This is a genomic window from Micromonospora desertarenae (assembly GCF_056150265.1).
Map to the genome: position 1 here is coordinate 80901 of NZ_JAXCFQ010000006.1, position 23057 is coordinate 103957.

Below are 23057 nucleotides of genomic sequence, written 5' to 3' on the forward strand. Positions count from 1 at the left end.
GGCCTCGGCGGGCGGAGTGCGGTCCTGCCGCGCGTCGCGCAGTCGTCGGCCACTGTGGCCGGTTCCCGTGGCGGTGGCTCCCGCCCGGCGGGGCCGTCCAGCCCCGTGTGGTGCCCGCTGGCGCGCGGACGTGCCATGGCGGCGCCCTCAGGGTGCCCGACTCGCCCCGGCGCCACTGACGGCGGCGTGAGGGCGCTGCGGCCGATGACGTGCGGGCGTTACCGACGGCGGCGTGAGGGCGGCACCGACGGCGGCGCGGGGCCGCCACTGGCGAGGGCGTGAGGACGTTGGCTACTGCCGGCGCGGTAGTGCCGGTGCCGCCGGCCGTGGGGATGCTGGAGGAACCGCCGCGGGTGCCCACGCCGGTCCGGTCGCCGCACGACAGCGCCCCCGGTCACTGTGGACGTCCACAGTGACCGGGGGCGCGCTGTCCGGTGCGGCGTACCGCCGGTCAGGAGCGGTAGCCGGCGGAGCGGTACTCGTACTCCCGGTCGTCGTCGCGGTCGCCGGTGTCGCGGGTGAAGTCCCAGCCGCCGGCGGCCTCGCGGCCCGGCCGGCCGCCGACCGCGAACCCGCCGATCTCCTGGCCGCGACGCCAGCCCCGGAAGTAGCCGGTGGTGTTCTCGGCGAGGCTCGCCGCGTCGCGGACGATCCGCAGTGGACGCTCCTCGCGCAGCGGGGAACCGGGGACGAGGTTGGCCTGCGGCACCCGCTTGGGCAGCCCGGCCTTGGTCTCGGCGCCCACCGACGGCCGCGCGGCCTGCTCGGCCGCCTGCCAGCCGGTGTCGGCGGTGGTGGACCAGTCCAGGTCGGCCGACTCGCCGTGCCCGACGAACCAGGCGGACTTCGCCTGGGCGAAGATCAGCAGGTCACCGTCGCCCTCGTCGGAGACGGGCGGGGGACGCCGCTCCACCGGCGGCGCCGGCCGGTGCTCGGGCGCCGGGTGCTCGGCACGCGGGGGGACAGGTCGGCCGTTGCGGGGGGCGTTCTCCCGGTCGACCAGCCGCAGCGGAGGGTTCTCCAGTTGCGGGTCGGCCGGCGGGTTCGGCCCGTCGCGCAGCGCCCGGTCGGCCATCGGCGGGGGCTCCACGAGCCGCAGCATCGGCGGCTCCTGGGGCAGGTCGTCGGCGAGCCACGGCGGGGTGACCCGACGCTCCGCACCGGGATCGGTCGGCGCGTCCACGCCCCGCCCGCCCCGATCGCCGTACGAGCCGACCACCGGGTTCTTGGCGGAGCTGTCGGCCGGGTCGTCCGGGTTGTTGACCAGCGGCCAGTTGGCCCGGGAGCCCGGTGGGGCGGACTCCTTGCCCGGTCGGGGCGTGGGCACCGGGATGCTCAGGTCGGTGGCGCTGAACCCGCCGGTGGGCGCCTCGCCGTTGGTCTTCGGCCGCGGCGGGATGACCGTGCGCTGCCGCTCGGCCCGGGCGCTGTTGATCGCCGCGGTGGTCAGCGTGGGCCGGAACGGCTCCCCGGCCTCCGCCGGAGGCACCGTGCCGCGCTGCGCCGGTGCGATCGGCGTGATCCCGGGCGGCGGCGGTGGCGGCGCCGAGATCGGCCGGTTGGTCGGGCCGTCCACCCGGCGCGGGGTGGGCTCGGGGTGGGTCGGCCCGCCGGAGACCGGGGTGCCGGCCGACGCGGCCGGGGCGACCGGCGGCGGCGCGACCGGCGGCGGGGTGACCGGGGCCGGCGCTACCGGCGGCGGGGCGAGCGGGCGGGGCGACGGCGGCGCGGTGGTGCCGGAGACCGGCTCCGGACGGCTGCGCCGCCCGCCGGACGGGGTCGGCTGCTCGGCCGGCCGGATGGTGCGCAGCCCGGCGGTGCTGGTGTTCAGGCCGGGCCGGTCGCCGACCGGCTCGGCCCGGCGGCCGGCGGCGCGGCGGCCGGGTGTCGCCGGCGCGGGCGTGCTGACCCGGGCGCTGAGCGCGCCGACCAGCGCCTCGCAGCCGGCGTCGCAGGCCCGCACCGAGGCGACGGCCTGGCGTACGGTCTCGGCGACGGCGGCGGTGAGGGCGCGGTTCACCGTCGCCCGCCGGGGCGTCTCGGAGATGGCCACGCGCAGCGCGGTGACCGCCTCCTCGATCTCCTCGGCCTCGGCAACCCCGTCGGCGGCCAGGTGGGCCGCGACCGCGTCGGCGGCGACCGAGACCTCCCGCCCCCGGGCGACGGTGCCGGCCAGCATGCCGGGCTCCGGCAGGGCGTCGAGGACGGCCAGCGGGATCGGCTCGGCCGGGTCCGGGTAGGCGCGCAGCGCCGCCGGGTAGAGCTCGCGGAGCACCTCGCGCAGCGCCACGGCGGCCGAGTGCCGGCCACTGGCCAGCGCGGCGTGCGCGGCGAGCACCTGCTTGTAGCCGGCGAGGTCGCGGTGCGCCGGCAGGGTGATCGCGGAGAGCGCGCCGGCCTGGAGTGCGCGGGCCAGGCCGACCGCGCGCCGCTCGGCGGGCGGGGACTGCATCTCCTCCAGCGAGTCGTCGTCGGCGAACCGCTCGGCGAAGTCGTCGACCGAGTCGTCGTCGGCGATCGCCAGGGGACGACCCGCGGCGCTGAGCAGCGAGGTGACCGTGTGGTCGTCGCTGTCGGCGGCGATCGCCGCACCGCTCGGCCCGCCCGACCGCTCCACGAGCAGCGCGACCAGCCGGGCGTAGCCCGCCGCGTCGTCGCCGATCTCGCAGACATGCAGCAGACGGCCTGCGTCGTCGACCACAGCGGACGTCAGCGTCGAACCGGCCGAAGCCGGTCGGTCGGCCGGATCCGCCGAGGCCAGACCGCAGTACACGCGCACGAGCGCCACGGCGTCGTCCTCCTCCCGGGACACAGGTCTTTCTCTGCCAGAGACTGATGCTCCCCGTTAAGGGTCAGTCGCGCCAGTCCACGACCGCAGAGATCTTGCCGACAATGGTGCGCCAACCCAGACTTGCGGTTTGTGCCCCGATTTTCTTGAGCCGGCGCCGGCCGAGGAAACCGCCGATGCCGCCGCTGACCGTGGCCCGCAGCGCCTCGTCCAGGTCGTCGAGGCTGGAGCCGGCGGAGAGCATGTCGAGCACGGCCGGCAGGCGCAGCGCGTACGCCAGGTCGCGGGCGATCTCGCCGGCCTCGATCAGCAGCGTGGTGTCCCAGGCGTCGTGCCCGCCGCGCAGGTTCTCGACCACCAGGTCCAGCTCGTAGATGTCCTCGTCCAGCGGAGCGATGTCGGCCGGCTCCACCCGTTCGGACAATTCATTCCAACTGTCCAGTTGGGACAGATCGTTGGGCGCGCCCGAGCGGACGAAGCTGACCAGCGACTCCGGGGTCTTGAAGAGCAGCAGCCGGCCACGGTGGCTGAGGAAGACCGGGACCTCCTCGTCGCCCGCCTCGTCCTCGGCCTCGGCCTCGTCCGCCTCGTCCGCCTCGTCCGCCTCGGCGTCGTCGGCGTCGTCGGCGTCCTTCGCGCCCTTGGCGCGGCGCCGGGCCTTGGCCTCCTCCTCGTCGCTCTCGGCGAACTCCTGGGCGACCTCCTCGTCGAGGATCACGACGGTCTCGTCGTCCTCGTCCTCCTCGACGACCTGGCGACGGGCCAGGAACGGGTCGTCCTGGTCGCGCTCGGCGACGTCGGTGGGGGTCAGCTCCCGGGCCGGCCGGTACGCCCGCAGCGTGTAGCCGGTGCCGGCGGGCAGGGCGATCTCCACCGGGTCGATCCGCAGCTCGTCCCAGAGCGCGCGGGCGGCCTCGGCCGACGCGGACGCGTTGTCGGACTCGACGCTGCCCTCGGTCTCGTCGAGTTCCGGCTCGTCGGCGTCGGGCCGTTGGGGCGACTGACGGGCCACGCTGACCTCCGTGTGCTTCGGGTTGCCCACCCGTCGGCGTCCCGTGCCGGCGAGTGACTCTGGGCACATACCCTAGTGGGCGGCTCCGGGAGGCCGGTGCCCGCACCCCGGTGGCGATCCGGCCCGCAGACAAGTAGCGTAGCTACACATGAAGGCCCAGGCGCTGCACGGCCACCTCGACGCGCTGCTGCTGGCGGTGCTGGAGCGGGGCGCCCTGCACGGTTACGCGATCATCGAGGCGCTGCGCATCCGCAGCGACGGCCACCTGGACCTGCCCACCGGCACCATCTATCCGGCGCTGCGCCGGCTCGAGCGGGCCGGGCACGTGGCCAGTAGCTGGAGCACCGTCAACGGGCGGGAGCGCCGGACGTACGAGCTCACCGACGCCGGCCGGCGGGCGCTGGCCGGGGAACGTTCCGGCTGGCGCGAGTTCAGCTCGACCGTCGGACGCTTCCTCGACCCCGCGGCCCCGCCGGTCACCCCGACCTGACCCGCCGCGACCGGCCGCGCCGGACGGGCGTCAGCGGGCCGGGGTCAGGGCGGCGGACAGCCAGTAGCGGGCTGCGCGGCCGATCCAGAACAGGGCGGCGCCGACCAGGACCGCGCCGATGATCATCGGCGGCCAGGTGAGGGCCGCCTCCCAGAGCCCCATCGACCAGGCGAACAGCCCGCCGCCGGCGGCCGCGGCGAGGACGAGGACGCCGGTCAGGCTGGCGCCGACCGCCCGGTTGAGCACGGCCCCGCCCGGCACGCCCCACCGGCCCGCGCCGGTGGCGACCAGCAGTCCGGCCGCCGCCAGGACGAACGCGCTGATCCACAGCCAGTCCATCGAGGCGGAGAGCAGCAGGTAGCCGGCCGGCGGCCGGGGCCCCTCGCTCCAGCTCGCCCCCTGCCAGGTCAGGTCGCCGGCGACGATCGCGACAGCGGCCACCAGGACGACCCGCAGCGACAGCCCACGCAGCGCGCCGACCGCCAGCTCGGCCTGGTACGCCGGGGCCAGCTGCGCCGGGCTGCCGAACTCGGTCACCGCGCGGCGCTGCGCCTCCGCCGCCGACAGCCCGCCCTCCCGGTACGCCTCCACGGCGTCCAACAGCCCGTGCCGGGCCTCGGTCAGCAGGTCGGACTTGAGCCGTACCGGCCCGCGCAGCCGGTCACCCAGCTCGCGCAGGCGCTCCTCCACCATCACCTCGTCACCGCCGGCCATGGCACCACCCTGCCACGATCGGCGGCCGGGCGTCGTCGGGGACATCCCTGGGCCGACCCGGAGGCCAGGTCAGGGGGTCAGCGCGAAGTACCCGCGTTCGGCCGCCTCCTGGAGCCGCCACTGGTCCCGGTACCAGCCCGGAGTCGCGACCAGGTCGGCGTGCCGGCCGCGCTGCACCACCCGCCCGGCGTCGAGCACCACTATCTCGTCCAGCCCGGCCAGCCCGCTGAGCCGGTGGCTGATCAGCAGCACCGAGTGCCCGGGCGGGGTGGCGGCCAGCGTCGAGGCGAGCACCGCGTCGGCGGCGGCCGGATCGAGCCCCTCGGTCGGCTCGTCGAGCACCAGCACGCCCGGCGCGGCGAGCAGCGCCCGGGCCAGCGCGAGCCGCTGCCGTTGGCCGCCGGAGAGCTGCCCGCCCTCCTCGCCGACCACCGTGTCCCAGCCGTCCGGCTGCTCGCGTACCCAGTCCAGCAGGCCGGCGGCGGCGGTGGCCGCGGCCAGCTCGTCGTCGCTCGCCCCGGCCCTGCCGAGCAGCAGGTTGTCCCGGACCGAGGCGTGGAAGACGTACGCCTCGGCGAGCAGGCCGCCGACCGCCCGCGGCAGCTCCTGTGCGGAGTACGCCGACAGGTCCCGCCCGTCCAGCGTGACCCGGCCCGCCTCGGGCCGTACCGACCCGGTGAGGACGGCGGCGATGGTGCTCTTGCCAGCCCCGCTCGGCCCGACCACGGCCACCCGGCGCCCGGCCGGCAGGTCGAGGTCGAACCCGACCAGGGCGGGCGCGGCGCCTTCCCGGTAGCGCACCGTCACGTCGCTGAACCGCACGTGATGCGGCGCCGTGCTCACCGCGGCCGGCGTCTCGTCGCCTCCCGGGGCAGCGCGGGCGGCCGTGGCTTCGGTCGGGCCGGCGGTCGGTGTGGTGTCGGTCGGGGCGGCGTCGAGCAGGGCGGCGACCCGGGTCAGGCCGGCGCTCAGCTGGGTCCGCTGCCGGGCGGCGCCGACCAGCGCCAGCGCCACCTCCACGGCGGCGAGCGTGCCCACCGCGAGCACCCCGACCAGCACCCCGTCCACGTCCCGGGCCAGCGCGACGAACACCACGGCGGCGGCGCTCAGCCCAGCGACCAGCACGCCGGCCGCGTCCACCGCGAACCCGGTGGCGGCGAGCCGCCGTTCCAGCCGGGCCAGCCGTGCGGTGCGCCGGCCGGCGGCCGCCAGCGCGGACCCGGTGGCGCCGAACGCGGCCAGGTCGGCGGCGCCGTGGGTGAGGTCGACCGCGTCGGCGGCCAGCGCCCCTCGCAGCGGTGCCACCTCGGCGGCGGCCCGCCGGGTCAGCGCGGTGGCCAGCGCGGGCAGCGCCACGCCGGCGACCAGCAGCCCCACGGCGAGCGTGCCGGCGGCGGCCGGGGAGATCAGCGCCGCCGCGCCCACCGCCACGACGCTGACCAGCGCCGCCGCCGAGGCCGGCACGAGCACCCGCAGGAGCAGGTCCTGCACCGCCTCCACGTCGGAGACCAGCCGGCTCAGCGCGTCGCCGGTGCGCTGCTCGGGGGCCCGGCGGGCGGCGAGGGCGGCGAACACCCGGGTCCGGACGTCGGTGACCAGCCGGAGCACCGCGTCGTGCCCGGCGAGCCGCTCGGTGTAGCGGAACACGCCGCGGCTGACGGCCAGGGCCCGGACCGCGACGATCGCCACCGTGAGCCGGTCCAGCGGCGGCCGCCCGGCCGCGCTCATCAGCAGCCAGGTGGCGGTGGCCATCAGGGCCAGCCCGGCGAACTCGGTCACCGCGGCGAGCAGCCCGGCGCCGAGCAGCCGGTTCAGGTACGGCCGGGCCAGGCGCAGCACCGCCCGCTCGGGACGGGTCGCCGCGATCACCGGATCACCTCCGCGGTCGGCACCGGGGTCAGCTCGGTGACCCGGCCCTCCTCGATCCGCAGCACCCGGTCGGCGTCGGAGAGCAACGCGGGGCGGTGCGCCACCAGCAGCGCCGTGCGGCCGGCGACCAGCCGGCGGGTGGCGGCCAGCACGACCGCCTCGGAGGCGCTGTCCAGCCGGGCGGTCGGTTCGTCGAGCAGCACCAGCGGGGCGTCCCGCAGGAACGCGCGGGCCAGCGCGACCCGCTGCCGCTGGCCGCTGGAGAGGCCGTGCCCGCGCTCACCGAGCACGGTGGCCAGCCCGTCCGGCAGCCCGGCGACCACGTCGTCCAGCGCGGCGTCGCGCACCGCGGCGGCGAGCGCGGCGTCGGGGGTGTCGGGGGCGCCGAGCCGGATGTTGTCGGCCAGCGAGGCGGCGAAGAGGTGGGCGCGCTGCGGCACCCAGGCCAGTTGCCGGCGCCACACCTGCGGATCCGCGCCGGCCAGGTCGACCCCGCCGACGGTGACCCGGCCGCTGGTCGGCGTGACGAAGCCCAGCAGCAGCCCGAGCAGGGTGCTCTTGCCGGCGCCGCTGGGCCCGACGATGGCGATCCGCTCGCCCGGCCGGATGGTCAACGTGACGTCCCGCAGCGCGGTGGTGCGCTCGTACTCGACGGTCACCGACTCGAACCGGATCTCCGCCCGCCCGTCCGGGGCGGGACCGCCCCGCTCGGCCGGTGCCGGTGGCGTGGCCGAGACGGTGAGCGCCTCGTCCAGCGCGGTGAGCCCCTCCATGCTGGCGTGGAACCGGGCCCCGGCCGCCCGCAGCGGCAGGTACGCCTCGGGGGTGAGCAGCAGCACCAGCAGCGCGGTCTGCAGGGTCAGCCCGCCGCCGAGCAGCCGCAGGCCCACCGGCACCGCGACCAGCGCCACCGAGAGGGTGGCCACCAGTTCCAGCACCAGGGCGGAGAGGAAGGCGATGCGCAGCGTCTTCATGGTCGCCACCCGGTGCCCGTCGGCCATCCGGCGGACCACGTCCACCTGTGCCTGGGCCCGGCCGAAGGCGCGCAGCGTGGGCAGCCCGGCGACCATGTCGAGGAAGTGCCCGCCGAGCAGCGACAACCGCCGCCACTGGCGTTCGGTGGCGGCCTGGGCCTGCCAGCCGAGCAGCGCTCCGAAGATCGGGATCAGCGGCAGGGTGACCGCGATGATCAGCGCGGAGCTCCAGTCCGCGAGGAAGATCCGGCCCAGCACCGCCACCGGCACGGTGACGCTGAGCACGAGCTGGGGCAGGTAGCCGGTGAAGTAGGCGTCCAGCGCGTCCAGTCCGCGCCCGGCCAGGGTGGCCAACTGCCCGGCGCGCTGGCCGGCGACCCAGCCGGGGCCGTGCCGACCGACCGCGCCGAGCAGTTCCACCCGCAGCGCCGCCTTGACCGTCGCGGCGACCCGCGCCGACACCGTGCCCTGCGCCCAGACCAGCAGCGACCGCGCGGCGACCGCGGCGACCAGGCCGGCCAGCGCCGGCCGGTCCAGCCGCCCGTCGAACGCGGTCGCCAGCAGCGCCGCCAGCGCGGTGGCCTGGGCCACGACCAGCCCTGCGGCGACCACGCCGAGCAGGGCGAGCACGGCGAGGTCGCGCCGGGCCGCGGGGACCCGGCGCAGCAGACGCGGGTCGAAGGGACGGCGGTTCACCAGTACACCGGTGCCCTGCCGTCAGTCCGTCCCCGGAAAACCCACCAGCACATCAGCTGAAAGCCTAGTAGGGCCGGCAGGAGCGGCACCGTCAGCCAGCCCAGCAGCCGCAGCGTGGGGCCGCTCGCCGCCGCGTCGGCAACGGTCAGCGACGCGCCGGGGTCGATCGTGGAGACCAGCGCGTACGGCCAGAGGGCCGCGCCGACCAGCGCCACCAGCGCGGCCAGGGCGGTGCCGGTGGCGGCGAAGGCCAGCCCCGGCCGCCGGCGGGCGAGCGCCGCCCTGGCCAGCAGCAACGCCCCGGCCAGCAGCACCGGCGCGAGCAGGCCGGCGACCGGCTGCTGCACGGTGTCGCGGACCCGCTCGGAGAGCAGGCCGAGGACGGTGGCCGCGCCGACCGCGGCGAGCGCGACCGGGACCAGCCGGCGGGCCAGCCGGCCGGTCGCCTCGGCGTCGGCGGCCGGCAGCCGCAGGGTGAGGAAGGTCGCACCGTGCGCCGCGACCAGCGCCAGCACGGCGAGCCCGGCGGCGGCCACGAACGGCGTGAACAGGTGGGTGACCCCGGCGACGTGCCCACCGGCGCGCAGCGGTACGCCCTGGAGCAGGCCGGCGAGCAGGGCGCCCCAGCCGAGCGCGGCGAGCAGGCTGCCGATCACCACCACTCGGTCCCATCCGGCCCGGGACCGCTCGCCGGCCGGGCGGCTGCGCAGCTGCACCCCGGCGGTCACCAGGATCACCCCGACCAGCGCGCCGACCACGGCCGGGTAGAAGCCGGAGAGCAGTTCCCCCTCCAGCATCGGGAAGGCGCCGAACAGGATGCCGACGGCGGCGACCAGCCACACCTCGTTGCCGAGGAAGAACGGGCCGACGGCGTTGAGCGCCGCCCGGCGGCGGGCCGGGTCGGTGCCCCGGGCGAGCAGCAGGCCGACGCCGTAGTCGTAGCCGCCGAGCACCAGGTAGGCGGCGAAGAAGAGGCCGAGCAGGGCGTACCAGGCGAGTTCCACGGTGTCTCCCTCAGGCGAAGGCGGGCACGGGACGGGTGTCGGCGGGCGGCTGGGTGGGCGGCCGGCCCAGCGCCGGATCGGCGGCGCCCCGGGCGGCGTGCCGGGCCAGCAGCACCCAGTTGGCCACCGCCAGGGCGCCGAGCAGCAGGCTGAAGCCGATCAGCGAGGCCAGCATCACGCCGGGGGCGACGCCGGAGACGGCCTGGTCGGTGGGGAGCAGGCCGTACGCCACCCAGGGCTGCCGGCCGACCTCGCGGGCGATCCAGCCGAGGATCACCGCGACGAACGGCAGCGGCAGGGCGAGCAGGATCAGCCAGAGCGGGAAGCGTAGCCGGATGGCCCAGTCCCGCCAGAGCAGGGGGAGCAGCAGCCAGAGGGTGCCGAGGGCGAAGCCGATCAGGATCATGAAGCCGAGCCCGACGCTGGCCAGCACGGGCGGGGTGTAGTCGCCCTGGCCGAACCGGGCGGTCCACTCGGCCACCAGGGCGTCCGCCTCCGGGCCGCCGCCGAACTTGGTGGGCTGCACCTGCCCGACCGGCCCGAACTGGGCGAAGCCGAAGCCCTGCACCATGGTGATCGACAGTGCCGCGGTGACCAGGCCGATCCGCAGCGAGGTGCGGAACAGCACGAAGTCCGGGGTGCGCCGGATCAGGTGCCAGGCACTGACCGCGGCCATCAGCATCCCGCCGACCAGCAGCGCCGCGAAGACCACGTGCCCGAAGGCCATGCCGAGGCTGGGGTTGGTGAGCAGGGCGGTGAAGTCGGTGAGGTGGGCGATCCCGTCGCGCACTTCGTAGCCGACCGGGTTCTGCAGCCAGGAGTTGGCCACCATGATCCAGAACGCCGAGGCGTACGCGGTGAGCGCGACCCCCCAGAGCAGCGCGAGGTGGACGCCCTTGCGCAGCCGGTGCCAGCCGAAGATCCACATGCCCAGGAAGGTCGACTCGAGGAAGAACGCCACCAGCGTCTCGATCGCCAGCGGGGCGCCGAAGACGTTGCCCACGTAGCGCGACAGCCCGCTCCAGTTCAGCCCGAACTGGAACTCCATCACGATGCCGGTGGCGATGCCCAGCACGTAGTTGATCACGTAGAGCTGACCCCAGAACCGGGTCAGCCGCCAGTAGACCGGTTTGCCGGTCAGCACCGCGGTGGTCTGCAACCCCACCAGCAGGGTGACCAGGCCGAGGGTGACCACCACGAACAGGAAGTGGATCGAGGTGGTGGTGGCGAACTGCAGTCGGGCGAGGAGGAGGGTGTCCATGGCCGGCTCTCCGTACTGTCGGCTCACTTGTCGTAGTGAGCCTACACGTAGATTACCTACTTATAACTACTACGCTACGTCGTAGGAGAGCGTACGACAAAGCGTAGTAGTTCGGGGGGCGCATCCGGCGCGCCGGAATCAGCTGAGGAAAAGGGAGATCGGCAGGGCGGCCAGCGTGGTGGCCACCGACAGGGCGAGCGCGCCGAGCACCCGCGGCGGCCGGTCGGGCACCTGCAGCCGCCGCACCCGGACGTCCAGGTCACGGTCGCCGAGGCCGAGGGCGCCGGCCGGGGTGATCCGGTCGCCGGCCGCGGCGAACCGGCGCAGCGCACGGCCCAGCGCCTCGGGGTGCGCCTCCCGGGCCTTGTCGTCCGCGCGCATCTCGACCAGCAGGGCGACCCGCTCGTGGATCCCGCGGACCCAGCCGAACCAGGGCAGCGCCCGGCAGAGCGCGGTGAACGGCAGCAGCACCAGGTCGTGCCGCTCCTGGGCGTGCGCCCGCTCGTGGCTGAGCACCGCCGCCAGCTCGGCGCGGTCCAGCAGGCTGAGCGTCCCGGCGCTCACCACCACCTGCGGCTTCACCCCCGGCAGGCAGTACGCCGCCGCGCTCGGGTGGTCGAGCACCAGCGCGCCGGGCGCCGCCGGGTCGTTCCGGGCCACCAGGGCGAGCAGCTCCCGGTGCCGGCGCTGGGCCCGCACGGTGTGCAGCAGGGTGCGTACGGTCGTGGTGAGCAGCACCCCGCCGATGCCGAAGCCGAGGGCGACCAGGCTCAGCTGGACGGCCCCCAGGCCGGGCGGCAGGGTGCCGTGCACCAGGTCGTCAGCCAGGGCGAGCAGCGCGCTGCCGGTCGGCCTGTTGTACGGCGCCAGCCCCACCGCGATCGGCAGGCCCATCTCGGAGAGGCCGAGCGCCAGCCCGACCGCCTGCCAGCAGATGATCGCCACCCGGGGGCTGCGCCACGTCCAGGTGGAGCGGGCCAGCACCTGCGCGGTCAGCAGGCAGGCCGCCATCGACGCGGCGAAGTGCAGAGCGTACGCCACGGCCGCCGCCCTACCGGTCCACGGCCTCGTCGGCGACGGGCGGCCGGACCACCGGGTCGGTCGGCGCCTCGACCCGGTCGGTCAGCTCACCCGCGGCGGCCGGCAGGCCGCTGGCGTCGGCGGCCAGCGCGGCGCGCAGCACCTCGGCCTCGGTGCCGGTCACCGAGCGGGCGAAGCGCACCAGCGCGGCGTCCCGGCTGCCGCCGAGGTCCAGCGCGTCGAGCATGAGCTGGGCGATGTACGCCTCGCGGCTGGCCGCGGCCCGGTAGCGCCAGGCCCGGCCCTCCCGCTCGCGCTGCACCATGCCCTTGCCGGCCAGCCGGTCCAGCACTGTCATCACCGTGGTGTAGGCCAGCTCGCGCCCGGGCAGTGCGTCCGCGACCTCCCGCACGGTGACGCCGTCCGACGTGGCGGGGACCGAGTCCCACAGCACGTCCATCACCGCACGTTCGAGATCACCAAGCCGAGTCACAGGGCAATCCTACTCCCGGTAGTAGATCCCTCCCAGGGCGGTACGGAACCGCCCCCCGCCGACGGTCCGCCAACGGTGGGCAGCGGCCGCAAGCCGGAACCCCCGGACGGACCGTGCTCACGACGAGGTTTCCGGGGAGCCCCGCCGCGGAGGGATCAAGCCTGACCGCCCGGAGCCGGCGGGGCTCCCCGGAAACCGTGCGCCCGGACCGGCTCACACCCCCTTGGGGTGCCAGACGGTCTTGGTCTCCAGGAGGGCGGTCATCCGGGTGATGCCGGGGTCGGCGAACCAGTCGTGGTCGACCGGCGCCGGCCGGAGCACCCGCTTGAGGTTCTCCGCCGCCTTGACCTCCAGGTCGGCCGCCAGGTCGGCGTCGGCCACCCCGGTCAGGTCGATCGCGTTGACGTCCATGTGGCTGGCCAGCGTCGGCACGGTCTCCGACAGCCGGCCGGTGAGGATGTTCACCACGCCGCCGGGCAGGTCGGAGGTGGCGAGCACCTCGGCCAGGGTCACCGCCGCCAGGGGCGCCGCCGGCGAGGCGGCCACCACGACGGTGTTGCCGGTGACGATCGCCGGGGCGATCACGCTGACCAGGCCGAGCAGCGCCGGCGCCGCGGGGGCGACCACGGCCACCACGCCGGTCGGTTCCGGCGAGGAGAGGTTGAAGTACGGCCCGGCGACCGGGTTGGCGCCGCCGTACACCTGGGGGAGCTTGTCCGACCAGCCGGCGTACCAGACCCAGCGGTCGACCGCCGCGTCCACCTCGTCGCCGGGCACGCCGAGCGCGACGAACTGCTCGCGCCGGCCCTCCAGCATCTCGGCCGCCCGGTAGAGGATCTGCCCCCGGTTGTACGCCGTGGCGCCGGCCCAGCCCTTGACCGCGGCGCGGGCGGCGACGACGGCGTCCCGCGCGTCCTTGCGGGAGGCCAGGGAGACATTCGCGTCCTGCACGAGATACGACCGCCCCGACTCGCTGCGTGGGAACTTCCCGCCGATGAAGAGCTTGTACGTCTTGCGTACCGCGACCCGCTCAGACATTGAGGTAGCCCTCCAGCCCGTGCCGGCCGCCCTCGCGACCGTAGCCCGACTCCTTGTAGCCGCCGAACGGCGAGGTGGGGTCGAACTTGTTGAACGTGTTGGCCCAGACCACGCCGGCGCGCAGCCGGTCGGCCATCCACAGGATCCGGGAGCCCTTGTCGGTCCAGATCCCGGCCGACAGCCCGTACGGCGTGTTGTTGGCCTTCTCGACCGCCTCCGCCGGGGTGCGGAAGGTCAGCACGGACAGCACCGGGCCGAAGATCTCCTCGCGGGCGATCCGGTGCGCCTGGGTGACCCCGGTGAAGATGGTCGGCGCGAACCAGAAGCCCCGCTCGGGCAGCTCGCACGGCGGCGACCAGCGCTCGGCGCCCTCGGCGGACCCGGCCTCGGAGAGTTCCCGGATCCGGGCCAGCTGGGCGGCCGAGTTGATCGCGCCGATGTCGGTGTTCTTGTCCAGCGGGTCGCCGACCCGCAGCTGGGCCATCCGCCGCTTCAGCGACTCCAGCACCCGGTCGGCGACCGACTCCTGGATCAGCAGCCGGGAACCGGCGCAGCAGACGTGGCCCTGGTTGAAGAAGATGCCGTTGACGATGCCCTCGACCGCCTGGTCGATGGGCGCGTCGTCGAAGACGATGTTGGCGGCCTTGCCGCCCAGCTCCAGGGTGAGCTTCTTGCGGGTGCCGGCCACCGCGCGGGCGATCGCCCGGCCCACCTCGGTCGAGCCGGTGAAGGCGACCTTGTCCACGCCCGGGTGCTCGACCAGGGCCCGGCCGGTCTCGCCGGCGCCGGTGACGATGTTGACCACGCCGGCCGGCAGGTCGGCCTGCTGGCAGATCTCGGCGAAGAGCAGCGCGGTCAGCGGGGTGGTCTCGGCCGGCTTCAGCACCACCGTGTTGCCGGCCGCCAGCGCCGGGGCGATCTTCCAGGCCAGCATCAGCAGCGGGAAGTTCCACGGGATGACCTGCGCGGCCACCCCGAGCGGCCGGGGGTTGGGGCCGAAGCCGGCGTGCTCCAGCTTGTCGGCCCAACCGGCGTAGTAGAAGAAGTGGGCGGCGACCAGGGGGAGGTCGACGTCCCGGGACTCCTTGATCGGCTTGCCGTTGTCCAGCGACTCCAGCACCGCCAGCTCGCGGGAGCGCTCCTGGATGATCCGGGCGATCCGGAACAGGTACTTGGCCCGGTCCCGGCCCGGCATCGGACCCCAGACCTTCTCGTACGCCGCCCGGGCGGCGCGGACCGCGCGGTCGACGTCGCCGGCGCCGCCCTCGGCGACCTCGGCCAGCACCTCCTCCGACGCCGGGTTGATCGACTTGAAGGAGCCGCCGTCGGTGGGGTCGACGAACGCGCCGTCGATGAAGAGCCCGTACGAGGGCTTGATGTCCACCACCGAGCGGGACTCGGGGGCGGGGGCGTATTCGAACATGGCGCTCAGTCCAGGGTGAAGTAGTCGGGACCGGCGTAGACGCCGGTCGTCAGCTTGGTGCGCTGCATCAGCAGGTCGTTGAGGAGGCTGGAGGCGCCGAAGCGGAACCAGTCCGGGTCCAGCCAGTCCGGGCCGACGGTCTCGTTGACCATCACCAGGTACTTGATCGCGTCCTTGGTGGTCCGGATGCCGCCGGCCGGCTTCACGCCGACCTGGCGTCCGGTGGCCGCCCGGAAGTCGCGCACCGCCTCCAGCATCACCAGGGTCACCGGGGGCGTGGCCGCCACCGGGACCTTGCCGGTGGAGGTCTTGATGAAGTCACCGCCGGCCAGCATGGCCAGCCACGAGGCGCGCCGGACGTTGTCGTAGGTGGCCAGCTCGCCGGTCTCCAGGATCACCTTGAGGTGGGCGTCACCGCAGGCCTCCTTGGTGGCCACGATCTCGTCGTAGACCTCCTTGTAGCGGCCGGCCAGGAACGCGCCCCGGTTGATCACCATGTCGATCTCGTCGGCGCCCGCCTCGACGGCGGCCCGGGTGTCGGCGAGCTTGACCTCCAGCGGCGCCTGCCCGGACGGGAAGGCGGTCGCCACGCTGGCCAGGTGCACGCCGGAGCCGCGGAGCACCTCGGCTACGTGCGGGACCATCGCCGGGTAGACGCAGACGGCGCCGACGTGCGGGCAGGACGGGTCGGCCGGGTCGGGGCGCAGCGCCTTGGCGGCCAGCGCCCGCACCTTGCCCGGGGTGTCCGCGCCCTCGAGGGTGGTCAGGTCGACCATCCGGATCGCCAGGTCGATCGCCTGGGCCTTGGCGGTGGTCTTGATGGAGCGGGTGCCGAGCTGTGCCGCCCGCTGCTCCGCGCCGACCTGGTCCACGCCCGGCAGGCCGTGCAGGAAGGTCCGCAGAGCGGTCTCGGATCGTCCCAGCTCGGAGAGATCCGACCGGGCCGACGTCGCTGTCGCCGTCATGCCTGGAAGTCTACGCATCCGGCCACTCAGTGATCTTGGTCACGGCGCCGGTCGGTGAGCGGCGTCGCTGGTCCGCCCGCACCGGCAGTGCCCGGGCCACCGGTTCGGTAGGTTGAGCGACCGTGGACGTACTCGTCATTGACCACCCGCTCGCCCAGTCGCGGCTGACCGCCATGCGGGACGCACGCACCGATTCCGCCAACTTCCGGGCGGCGCTGCACGAACTCACCACCATGCTGGTGTACGAGGCGGCCCGGTCCTTCCCGGTCGAGCGGTACCCGGTGCAGACCCCGGTCACCGGCACCGAGGGCACCCGGCTGGCCAACCCGCCGCTGCTGGTGCCGGTGCTGCGGGCCGGCCTCGGCATGGCCGACGCGGCGCTCGGGCTGCTGCCGGAGTCCTCGATGGGCTTCGTCGGGCTGGCCCGCGACGAGGAGACCTACGAGCCCCGCGCCTACATGGAGTCGCTGCCCCGGGACCTGGCCGGGCTGCCGGTGCTGGTGCTCGACCCGATGCTGGCCACCGGCGGCTCGCTGGAGCACTGCTGCCGGCTGCTGGCCGACCGGGGCTGCACCGACATCACCGTGCTCTGCGTGCTCGCCGCCCCCGTCGGCATCGCACGGCTGGAGCGCTCCGGCCTGCCGCTGCGGCTGGTCACCGCCTCGATCGACGAGGGTCTCAACGACCGGATGTTCATCGTGCCGGGCCTCGGTGACGCCGGGGACCGCCAGTTCGGCGGCATGCCCCGCTTCTGAACCCGCCGGGCGCGCCCCACGCCGAGTTCGTGCGTGGGGTGCGCGCAGCGGCTAGCGTCACGGGCCATGACTGGTGTTGCGCTCGCCGAAGAGCTGCTCCTCCTCGCCTACGACGACGAGACCGGCAAGGCGACCATGCCGCGGATCAGCCTCGACCTGGGGATGGCCGCGGCCGTGCTGATCGAACTGGCCCTCGCCAGCCGGATCGCGTACTCCGAGGGTGCCCTGACGGTGGTCGACCCGACGCCCACCGGCGAGCCGGTCACCGACGCCGTCCTCGAGCGGATGGTCGCGGACACCCCGCACTCCCCGTCGTCCTGGGTGCAGCGGCTGCGTCACGGCCTGCGCGACCGCATCCTCGGCGACCTGTGCCGCCAGGGCGTGGTGCGGGACGTGGACGAGACCGAGCTGGGCTTCATCCACGTGCACCGGTACCCGGTGGTGGATCCCTCGGTGGAGGCGGACACCCGGCGCCGGCTCGCCGCGGCGCTCACCGGGGCGGCCGTACCCGACGAGCGGACCGCCGCGCTGGCCACCCTGGTCGCCGTGCTCCGGATGGAACCGGCGCTCGGGATCAGCGCGGAGGCGACAGCGGACGCCCGCCGCCGGCTGGCGGAGATCGCCAGCGGCGCCGGCTTCTCCGGCGAGGTCAGCCTGGAGGACTCGGTGGTCCGCCCGTCCGTCGGGCTGGTCGTCGCCGCTCTCGGCCAGGCCGTCGACGCCGCCCTCGGCCCCCGCCGCTGACCCTCCCGGCGCGCCCGCCCGGCGCCGCGGCCACCCGACCCCGGTGCCGCGTGCCGTCACCCGGTCCCGTCGCGCGCCGTCGCCCGGCCCCCGAGGTGCGCCCGCGACGGTGACCGCGCCGCCGGTGTACCTCGGCTAGAGCCCGAGCGCGGCGGCGATCTCGGCGCGGAGGGCGGCGACGGAGTCGGTCGCGCGGGTCCGGGCCGCGGCCACGTCGCCGTCCGCGACCGGTTCGACCACCTCGAGGTACGCCTTGAGCTTCGGCTCCGTGCCCGACGGCCGGATCACCACCCGGGCGGCCCCGGTGCGCAGGATCACCACGTCGGCCTCGGGGAGCAGGTCCTGCGCCGAGGTGACCGGGTGGCCGAGCAGTTCGGTCGGGGTGGCGGCCCGGATCCGGGTCATCGCGGCGGTGATCTCCCGCAGGTCCGCCACCCGCACCGAGAGCTGGTCGGTGTGGTGCACACCGAACTCGGCGGCCAGCTCGTCCAGCCGGTCGGTCAGCGTCCGGCCCTCCGCCTTGAGCCCGGCGGCCAGTTCGGCCACGGTCAGCGCGGCGGTGATCCCGTCCTTGTCGCGTACGTGTTCCGGGGCCACGCAGTAGCCCAGCGCCTCCTCGTAGCCGAAGACCAGCGGGGCGCTCCCGCCGCCGGCCCGGACGATCCACTTGAACCCGGTCAGCGTCTCGTCGTAGGGCACGTCCCGGGCGGCGCACATCGCCCGCAGCAGCGACGACGACACGATGGTGGTGGCGTAGAGGCCGGTCACCCCGCGCCGCATCAGGTGGTCGGCGAGGAGCACGCCCACCTCGTCGCCGCGCAGCATCCGCCACCCGGTCGCCGCGTCCCGGACGGCCACCGCGCAGCGGTCCGCGTCCGGGTCGTTGGCGATGGCGAGGTCGGCGCCGGTCGACTCGGCGAGCGCGACCAGCCGGTCCACCGCCCCCGGCTCCTCCGGGTTGGGGAAGGAGACGGTCGGGAACGCCGGGTCCGGCTCGGCCTGCTCGGGCACCACCCCGGGCACCGGGAAGCCGGCCCGCGCGAAGGCCGCGGTGAGCACCGCCGCCCCCACCCCGTGCAGCGGGGTGTACGCCACGGCGAGGTCCCGCGGCCCCTCCGGTGCGATCACCGCGGCGGCCCGCTCCACGTAGGACGCCACCAGGTCGTCGCCGAGCACCTGGCCGGGCGGGCCGAGCGGCACCTCGGCCAGCGGGCCGACGGCCCGGATCGCCGCCTCGATCCCGGCGTCGGCCGGGGGCACGATCTGCGCCCCGGCGCCCAGTTCGCCGCCCAGGTCGGCACCGAGGTAGACCTTGTAGCCGTTGTCCTGCGGCGGATTGTGGCTGGCGGTGACCATCACCCCGGCGACCGCCCCCAGGTGGCGCACCGCGTACGCCAGCACCGGGGTGGGCAGCGGTCGGGGCAGCAGCAGCGCGGGCCGGCCGGCGCCGGTGGCCACCTGCGCGGTCCGCTCGGCGAACTGGCGGGAGCCGTGCCGGGCGTCGTACCCGATCACCAGCGGGCCGGTGCCGCCCTGGGCGGCGAGCCAGTTGACCAACCCGGCGGCGGCCTGGGTGACCACCGCGAGGTTCATCCCGTTCGGGCCGGCGCGCAGCGGCCCGCGCAGCCCGGCGGTGCCGAACGTGAGCGGCCCGGCGAACCGGTCGGCCAGCTCCGGGGCGCTGGTCGGCAGCCGGTCGAGCACCGCCTGGAGTTCCGCCCGGCTGGCCGGGTCCGGGTCGTCGTCGAGCCAGCGCCGGGCTTGCTCGCGAATGTCGTCGATGTCAGTGGTGTCCGCCGGCATGCCTCTTGATAGCACGCCGGCGGATCACCCCGTCCGCTTCCCCTGCCTCAGCCGGCGTCGGTGAGCTGGAAGGTCCGCACCATCTCGTCGAAGATCGGCTTGCTCTCCTCGAACTTGGCGTCCGTGGAGGTCAGATAGAACGAGTAGACCCGGCCGTCGTGCACCACGCCGCGCCACACGCCGTGCCGCATGGTGTCGCCCTCGCCGCAGGTGTACTCCAGCTCGGCCGCCGGCTTGCCGGCCAGCGTCTGCTCGGTCATCGCGATCTGGTTGTACGGCTTGACGCAGGAGCTCTTCGAGCCCTTCAGGACGCCTTCGGCCACCTCGGCCCAGCGCATCGAGCTGCTGCCGCCGAACTTCTCGCTCAGCACCCGGACCTTGCGGCCGTCGTCCTCCGGGTCCAGGTAGTCGATGTACACGCCGCCGGTCGCCTTCTCCCAGCCCTTCGGCACCATCACCCGGACGCCCTTGCCGGAGTGCTCCTGCATCTCCATGCCGGGCCCGGCCGGGGTAGCGGTGGTGGGCTGGGCCTGGGTCGGCGGCGGCGCGGGGTCGTCGCCGCCGCCGAACAGGACGACCGCCCCGATCAGCAGCACCACGGCCAACCCGCCGGCCGCGGCCAGCTGCACCTTGCGGGGCCAGCCCTTGACGGTGCTGACGAGTTCACCGCCGACCCGCCGGGCGCGGTCGACCGGGCTGCCGGCGGCGGCGGGCGCGGCGGCCGGCGTGGTCCACGGCTGGCCGGTGCCCGGCACCGACCACTGGCCGCCGCCGTAGGTGCCGCCCACCCGCTGGGTGGCGTCCGGCGCGGCGGCGTAGGGAACCGCCTGGGTGGCGTCCGGTCGGGCGCCCCAGACGACCCGCTGGGTCGCGTCGGGCTGCTCCGGGCCGCCCACCCGCTGGGTGGTGTCGGCGCCGCCGTAGGTGCGCCCGGTACGCGGCGCGGCCGGCGGCGACATCGCGCCGGTCGGCGTGTGCAGCGGACCGGCCAGCGCGTCGGCGCTGGTCTCGTCCAACGCGGCGGCGCTCGGCGTGGCGGCCTGGCCGGGGCGCTCGCCCCGGCGCAGCGCGGCCAGCCGGTCGGTCAGCGACTCGCCGGGCGCGAGCATCGCCCGGCCGCCGATCTGCCCGGTGGGCTTCGGTTCCGGCTGGGCCGGCGGCGGGGTCGGCACCGGCCGCTGGACCGGCACCACCGAGTACGGGTCGGTCACCGAGTTCACCGCGGCCGCGGTGCTGGTCAGCGGGCCGGCGAGCAGCTCGCGCAGCATGGCCCGGGCGGTGTGCACGTCCAGCCGGCGGCTCGGGTCCTTCTCCAGCAGGCCCATCAGCACCCGGGTCAGCGGCCCGCTGCGCTGCGGGGTGGCGGGCGGGTCCTCGACCACCGCGTGCATGGTCTCGATCGGGTCGCCCTTGTCGAACGGGGGCCGCCCCTCCACCGCCGTGTAGAGCGTCACGCCCAGCGAGAAGAGGTCGCTCGGCGGGCCGAACTCCTGGCCCATGGCGCGCTCGGGGGAGATGAAGTGCGGCGAGCCGAGCACCATCCCGGGTGTGGTGAGCTGTACGTCGGTGGGCATCCGGGCCACCCCGAAGTCGGTCAGCACGCACCGCCCGTCGGAGCAGATCAGCACGTTGGCCGGCTTCACGTCACGGTGCAGCACGCCGATCGCGTGGGCCACCTCGAGCGCGCCGAGCAGCGCGATACCGATCTTGGCGACCACCCGGGGCGCGACCGGCCCGTCCTCGATCACCATGTCGGCGAGGCTGCGCGCGTCCAGCAGCTCCATCACGATCCACGGCCGGCCGCCCTCGGTGACCACGTCGTAGACCTGCACCACGGCGGGGTGCTGGATGGCCGCGGCGGCCCGGGCCTCGCGCAGGGTGCGCTCGTACATGGCGTCGCGGTCGCTGGGCGCCAGCCCCGGCGGGAGCACGACCTCCTTCACCGCCACGTCCCGGCGCAGGAGTGTGTCTGTGGCACGCCAGACCGTGCCCATGCCGCCGTTGCCCACCGCCGACCGCAGCGAGTAGCGCCCACCGATGGTGGTGCCGGGTGCCGCGCGTCCGGTCGGGGGACTGACTGGTCCGCCGCTCCACGTCGGGATCTGAGTCACAGAAAAGCCACCGGGGGAAATCGAGGGGGCTGGGACACAACCCCCCTATCTTGCTGGTTCCGACGCCCGATGCGAAAGCCGACGCGACGGACGTTTACCTAACTCGACAGTACGTGCCCGGACGTTCACCTTTCGTCGATGCGTGCCGACCCGGTGTGCGGTATCCCTCACCCACCGGGACCGCCCCGCGTCCTACCATCCGGTAATGAGCGAACGGCGGTCAAGCGAGTCCGGTTTCCCGATCAAGGGCGTCTACACGGCGGCCGACCTCCCCGGGGACCTCGACTCCCGGCTGGGCGGCCCCGGCGAGTACCCGTACACCCGTGGCGTCTATCCCACGATGTACACCTCCCGCCCGTGGACCATGCGCCAGTACGCCGGCTTCGGCACCGCCACCGAGTCCAACGCGCGCTACCACCAGTTGTTGCGCGCCGGCACGATGGGCCTCTCGGTCGCCTTCGACCTGCCGACCCAGATGGGCTACGACTCCGACGACCCGATCGCGCACGGCGAGGTGGGCAAGGTCGGGGTGGCCATCGACTCCATCGAGGACATGCGGCTGCTCTTCGACGGCATCCCGCTGGACAAGGTCTCCACCTCGATGACCATCAACGCGCCCGGCTCGGTGCTGCTGCTGCTCTACCAGCTGGTCGCCGAGGAGAACGGGGTGCCCGGCTCGGCGCTCAACGGCACCATCCAGAACGACATCCTCAAGGAGTACATCGCCCGCGGGACGTACATCTTCCCGCCGAAGCCCTCGCTGCGGCTGGTCGCCGACACGTTCGGCTACTGCCGTAAGGAGGTGCCGAAGTGGAACACCATCTCCATCTCCGGCTACCACATGGCCGAGGCCGGCGCGACGCCCGCGCAGGAGATCGCGTTCACCCTGGCCAACGGCGTCGAGTACGTCCGGGCCGCGCTGGCCGCCGGGCTGGCGGTGGACGACTTCGCGCCCCGGCTGTCGTTCTTCTTCGTGGCCCGCACCACGCTGCTGGAGGAGGTGGCCAAGTTCCGGGCCGCCCGGCGGATCTGGGCCCGGCTGATGCGCGGCGACTTCGGCGCCAAGGACCCGAAGTCGATGATGCTGCGCTTCCACACCCAGACCGCCGGCGTGCAGCTCACCGCCCAGCAGCCCGAGGTGAACCTGGTCCGGGTGGCGGTGCAGGGGCTGGCCGCGGTGCTCGGCGGCACCCAGTCGCTGCACACCAACAGCTTCGACGAGGCGATCGCGCTGCCCACCGAGAAGGCCGCCCGGCTGGCGCTGCGGACCCAGCAGGTGCTGGCGTACGAGACGGACCTGACCGCCACCGTCGACCCGTTCGCCGGTTCGTACGTGGTGGAGGCGATGACCGCCGAGCTGGAGGCGGCGGCGAACGAGCTGATGGACCGGGTCTTCGACCACGGTTCGGCGGTGGACGCCATCGAGGCCGGCTTCCAGAAGCGGGAGATCGAGCAGTCCGCGTACCGGATCGCCCAGGAGATCGACTCGGGCGAGCGGGTGGTGGTCGGGCTCAACCGGTTCGCGATCGACGAGGAGGAGCCGTACGAGCCGCTGCGGGTGGACCCGGCGATCGAGAAGGCGCAGGCCGAGCGGCTCGCCGAGCTGCGCCGCTCGCGGGACGGGGCAGCCGTGGAGCGGGCGCTCGCCGACCTGCGGGCCGCCGCCTCCGGCACCGAGAACGTGCTCTACCCGATGAAGGAGGCGCTGCGGGCGCGCGCCACCGTCGGCGAGGTCTGCGGGACGCTGCGGGAGGTCTGGGGGCTGTACCGCCCCTCCGACCGGTTCTGAACCCGACCGCCGGTGGCCGCCGGCGTGTCCCGGCCGGGTCCCTCGCCGGTGGACCTCGGTGCCGGTCCGCGCGGCGCTACAGTTTGTGCAGGTACCCCGCCGCCGATC

18 protein-coding genes are annotated in these 23057 nt (G+C 75.0%); 4 read left to right on the plus strand and 14 right to left on the minus strand.

Annotated features, from left to right (window positions below; all coding sequences use genetic code 11):
• Positions 1-451: 451 nt before the first annotated feature.
• Together SM577_RS14610 and SM577_RS14615 are read right to left on the minus strand one after the other, a co-directional pair.
• A complete protein-coding gene (locus SM577_RS14610) occupies positions 452-2812 on the minus strand; it encodes a transposase (RefSeq protein WP_474581132.1) in 2361 nt (786 codons plus the stop codon).
• 40 nt (positions 2813-2852) lie between these two features.
• Positions 2853-3830: a DNA primase gene (locus SM577_RS14615; RefSeq protein ID WP_474587103.1), complete on the minus strand. Its 978-nt coding sequence runs from the start codon at positions 3828-3830 to the stop codon at positions 2853-2855.
• Positions 3831-3948: 118 nt separating this feature from the next.
• Between SM577_RS14615 and SM577_RS14620 the strand changes: the two genes are divergently transcribed.
• The gene (locus SM577_RS14620; protein ID WP_109906395.1) at positions 3949-4290 is read left to right on the plus strand and encodes a PadR family transcriptional regulator; all 342 of its coding nucleotides are present in this window, start codon (positions 3949-3951) and stop codon (positions 4288-4290) included.
• Positions 4291-4320: 30 nt separating this feature from the next.
• On the opposite strand, the gene SM577_RS14625 is transcribed toward SM577_RS14620, so the two are convergent.
• From SM577_RS14625 to deoC, 10 genes are all read right to left on the minus strand, one after another.
• Positions 4321-5004: a permease prefix domain 1-containing protein gene (locus tag SM577_RS14625; RefSeq protein WP_302918294.1), complete on the minus strand. Its 684-nt coding sequence runs from the start codon at positions 5002-5004 to the stop codon at positions 4321-4323.
• 69 nt (positions 5005-5073) lie between these two features.
• The gene (gene cydC, locus SM577_RS14630) at positions 5074-6873 is read right to left on the minus strand and encodes a thiol reductant ABC exporter subunit CydC (protein WP_474587104.1); all 1800 of its coding nucleotides are present in this window, start codon (positions 6871-6873) and stop codon (positions 5074-5076) included.
• Positions 6870-8543, minus strand: a complete 1674-nt coding sequence (gene cydD / locus SM577_RS14635) for a thiol reductant ABC exporter subunit CydD (RefSeq protein ID WP_474587105.1) — start codon at positions 8541-8543, stop codon at positions 6870-6872. The genes cydC and cydD overlap by 4 nt, the downstream gene beginning before the upstream one ends.
• On the minus strand, positions 8540-9547 hold the full coding sequence (locus tag SM577_RS14640) for a cytochrome d ubiquinol oxidase subunit II (protein WP_474587106.1): 1008 nt from the start codon (positions 9545-9547) through the stop codon (positions 8540-8542). Before SM577_RS14640 ends, cydD begins: the two co-directional genes overlap by 4 nt.
• Before the next feature lie 10 nt (positions 9548-9557).
• The gene (locus SM577_RS14645) at positions 9558-10808 is read right to left on the minus strand and encodes a cytochrome ubiquinol oxidase subunit I (RefSeq protein ID WP_474581129.1); all 1251 of its coding nucleotides are present in this window, start codon (positions 10806-10808) and stop codon (positions 9558-9560) included.
• Between the two features lie 138 nt (positions 10809-10946).
• Positions 10947-11849 (minus strand): M56 family metallopeptidase, encoded by a 903-nt coding sequence (locus SM577_RS14650; RefSeq protein WP_474587107.1) that lies wholly within the window; start codon positions 11847-11849, stop codon positions 10947-10949.
• A 10-nt stretch (positions 11850-11859) separates the two neighbouring features.
• The gene (locus SM577_RS14655) at positions 11860-12321 is read right to left on the minus strand and encodes a BlaI/MecI/CopY family transcriptional regulator (RefSeq protein WP_474587108.1); all 462 of its coding nucleotides are present in this window, start codon (positions 12319-12321) and stop codon (positions 11860-11862) included.
• Between the two features lie 213 nt (positions 12322-12534).
• Positions 12535-13359 (minus strand): aldehyde dehydrogenase family protein, encoded by an 825-nt coding sequence (locus tag SM577_RS14660; protein WP_302918288.1) that lies wholly within the window; start codon positions 13357-13359, stop codon positions 12535-12537.
• Positions 13352-14782 (minus strand): aldehyde dehydrogenase family protein, encoded by a 1431-nt coding sequence (locus SM577_RS14665; protein WP_474581127.1) that lies wholly within the window; start codon positions 14780-14782, stop codon positions 13352-13354. Before SM577_RS14665 ends, SM577_RS14660 begins: the two co-directional genes overlap by 8 nt.
• A gap of 5 nt (positions 14783-14787) precedes the next feature.
• Complete coding sequence (gene deoC, locus SM577_RS14670; RefSeq protein WP_302918286.1) at positions 14788-15747, minus strand: deoxyribose-phosphate aldolase; 960 nt, start codon at positions 15745-15747, stop codon at positions 14788-14790.
• 122 nt (positions 15748-15869) lie between these two features.
• On the opposite strand from deoC, the gene upp reads away from it, so the two are divergent.
• Both upp and SM577_RS14680 read left to right on the plus strand, forming a co-directional pair.
• Complete coding sequence (gene upp / locus SM577_RS14675; protein WP_302918285.1) at positions 15870-16502, plus strand: uracil phosphoribosyltransferase; 633 nt, start codon at positions 15870-15872, stop codon at positions 16500-16502.
• Between the two features lie 66 nt (positions 16503-16568).
• Entirely contained in the window at positions 16569-17246 is a 678-nt protein-coding gene (locus SM577_RS14680; protein ID WP_302918284.1) for a GOLPH3/VPS74 family protein, read from the plus strand.
• 135 nt (positions 17247-17381) lie between these two features.
• Here the strand turns inward: SM577_RS14680 and SM577_RS14685 are convergent, their stop codons facing one another.
• On the minus strand, positions 17382-19049 hold the full coding sequence (locus SM577_RS14685) for a phospho-sugar mutase (protein WP_474587109.1): 1668 nt from the start codon (positions 19047-19049) through the stop codon (positions 17382-17384).
• A 47-nt stretch (positions 19050-19096) separates the two neighbouring features.
• Positions 19097-21160 (minus strand): serine/threonine-protein kinase, encoded by a 2064-nt coding sequence (locus tag SM577_RS14690; protein ID WP_474587110.1) that lies wholly within the window; start codon positions 21158-21160, stop codon positions 19097-19099.
• A 205-nt stretch (positions 21161-21365) separates the two neighbouring features.
• Here SM577_RS14690 and SM577_RS14695 point away from each other — a divergent pair, with 205 nt between their 5' ends.
• The gene (locus SM577_RS14695) at positions 21366-22949 is read left to right on the plus strand and encodes an acyl-CoA mutase large subunit family protein (protein WP_474587111.1); all 1584 of its coding nucleotides are present in this window, start codon (positions 21366-21368) and stop codon (positions 22947-22949) included.
• Positions 22950-23057 lie beyond the last annotated feature (108 nt).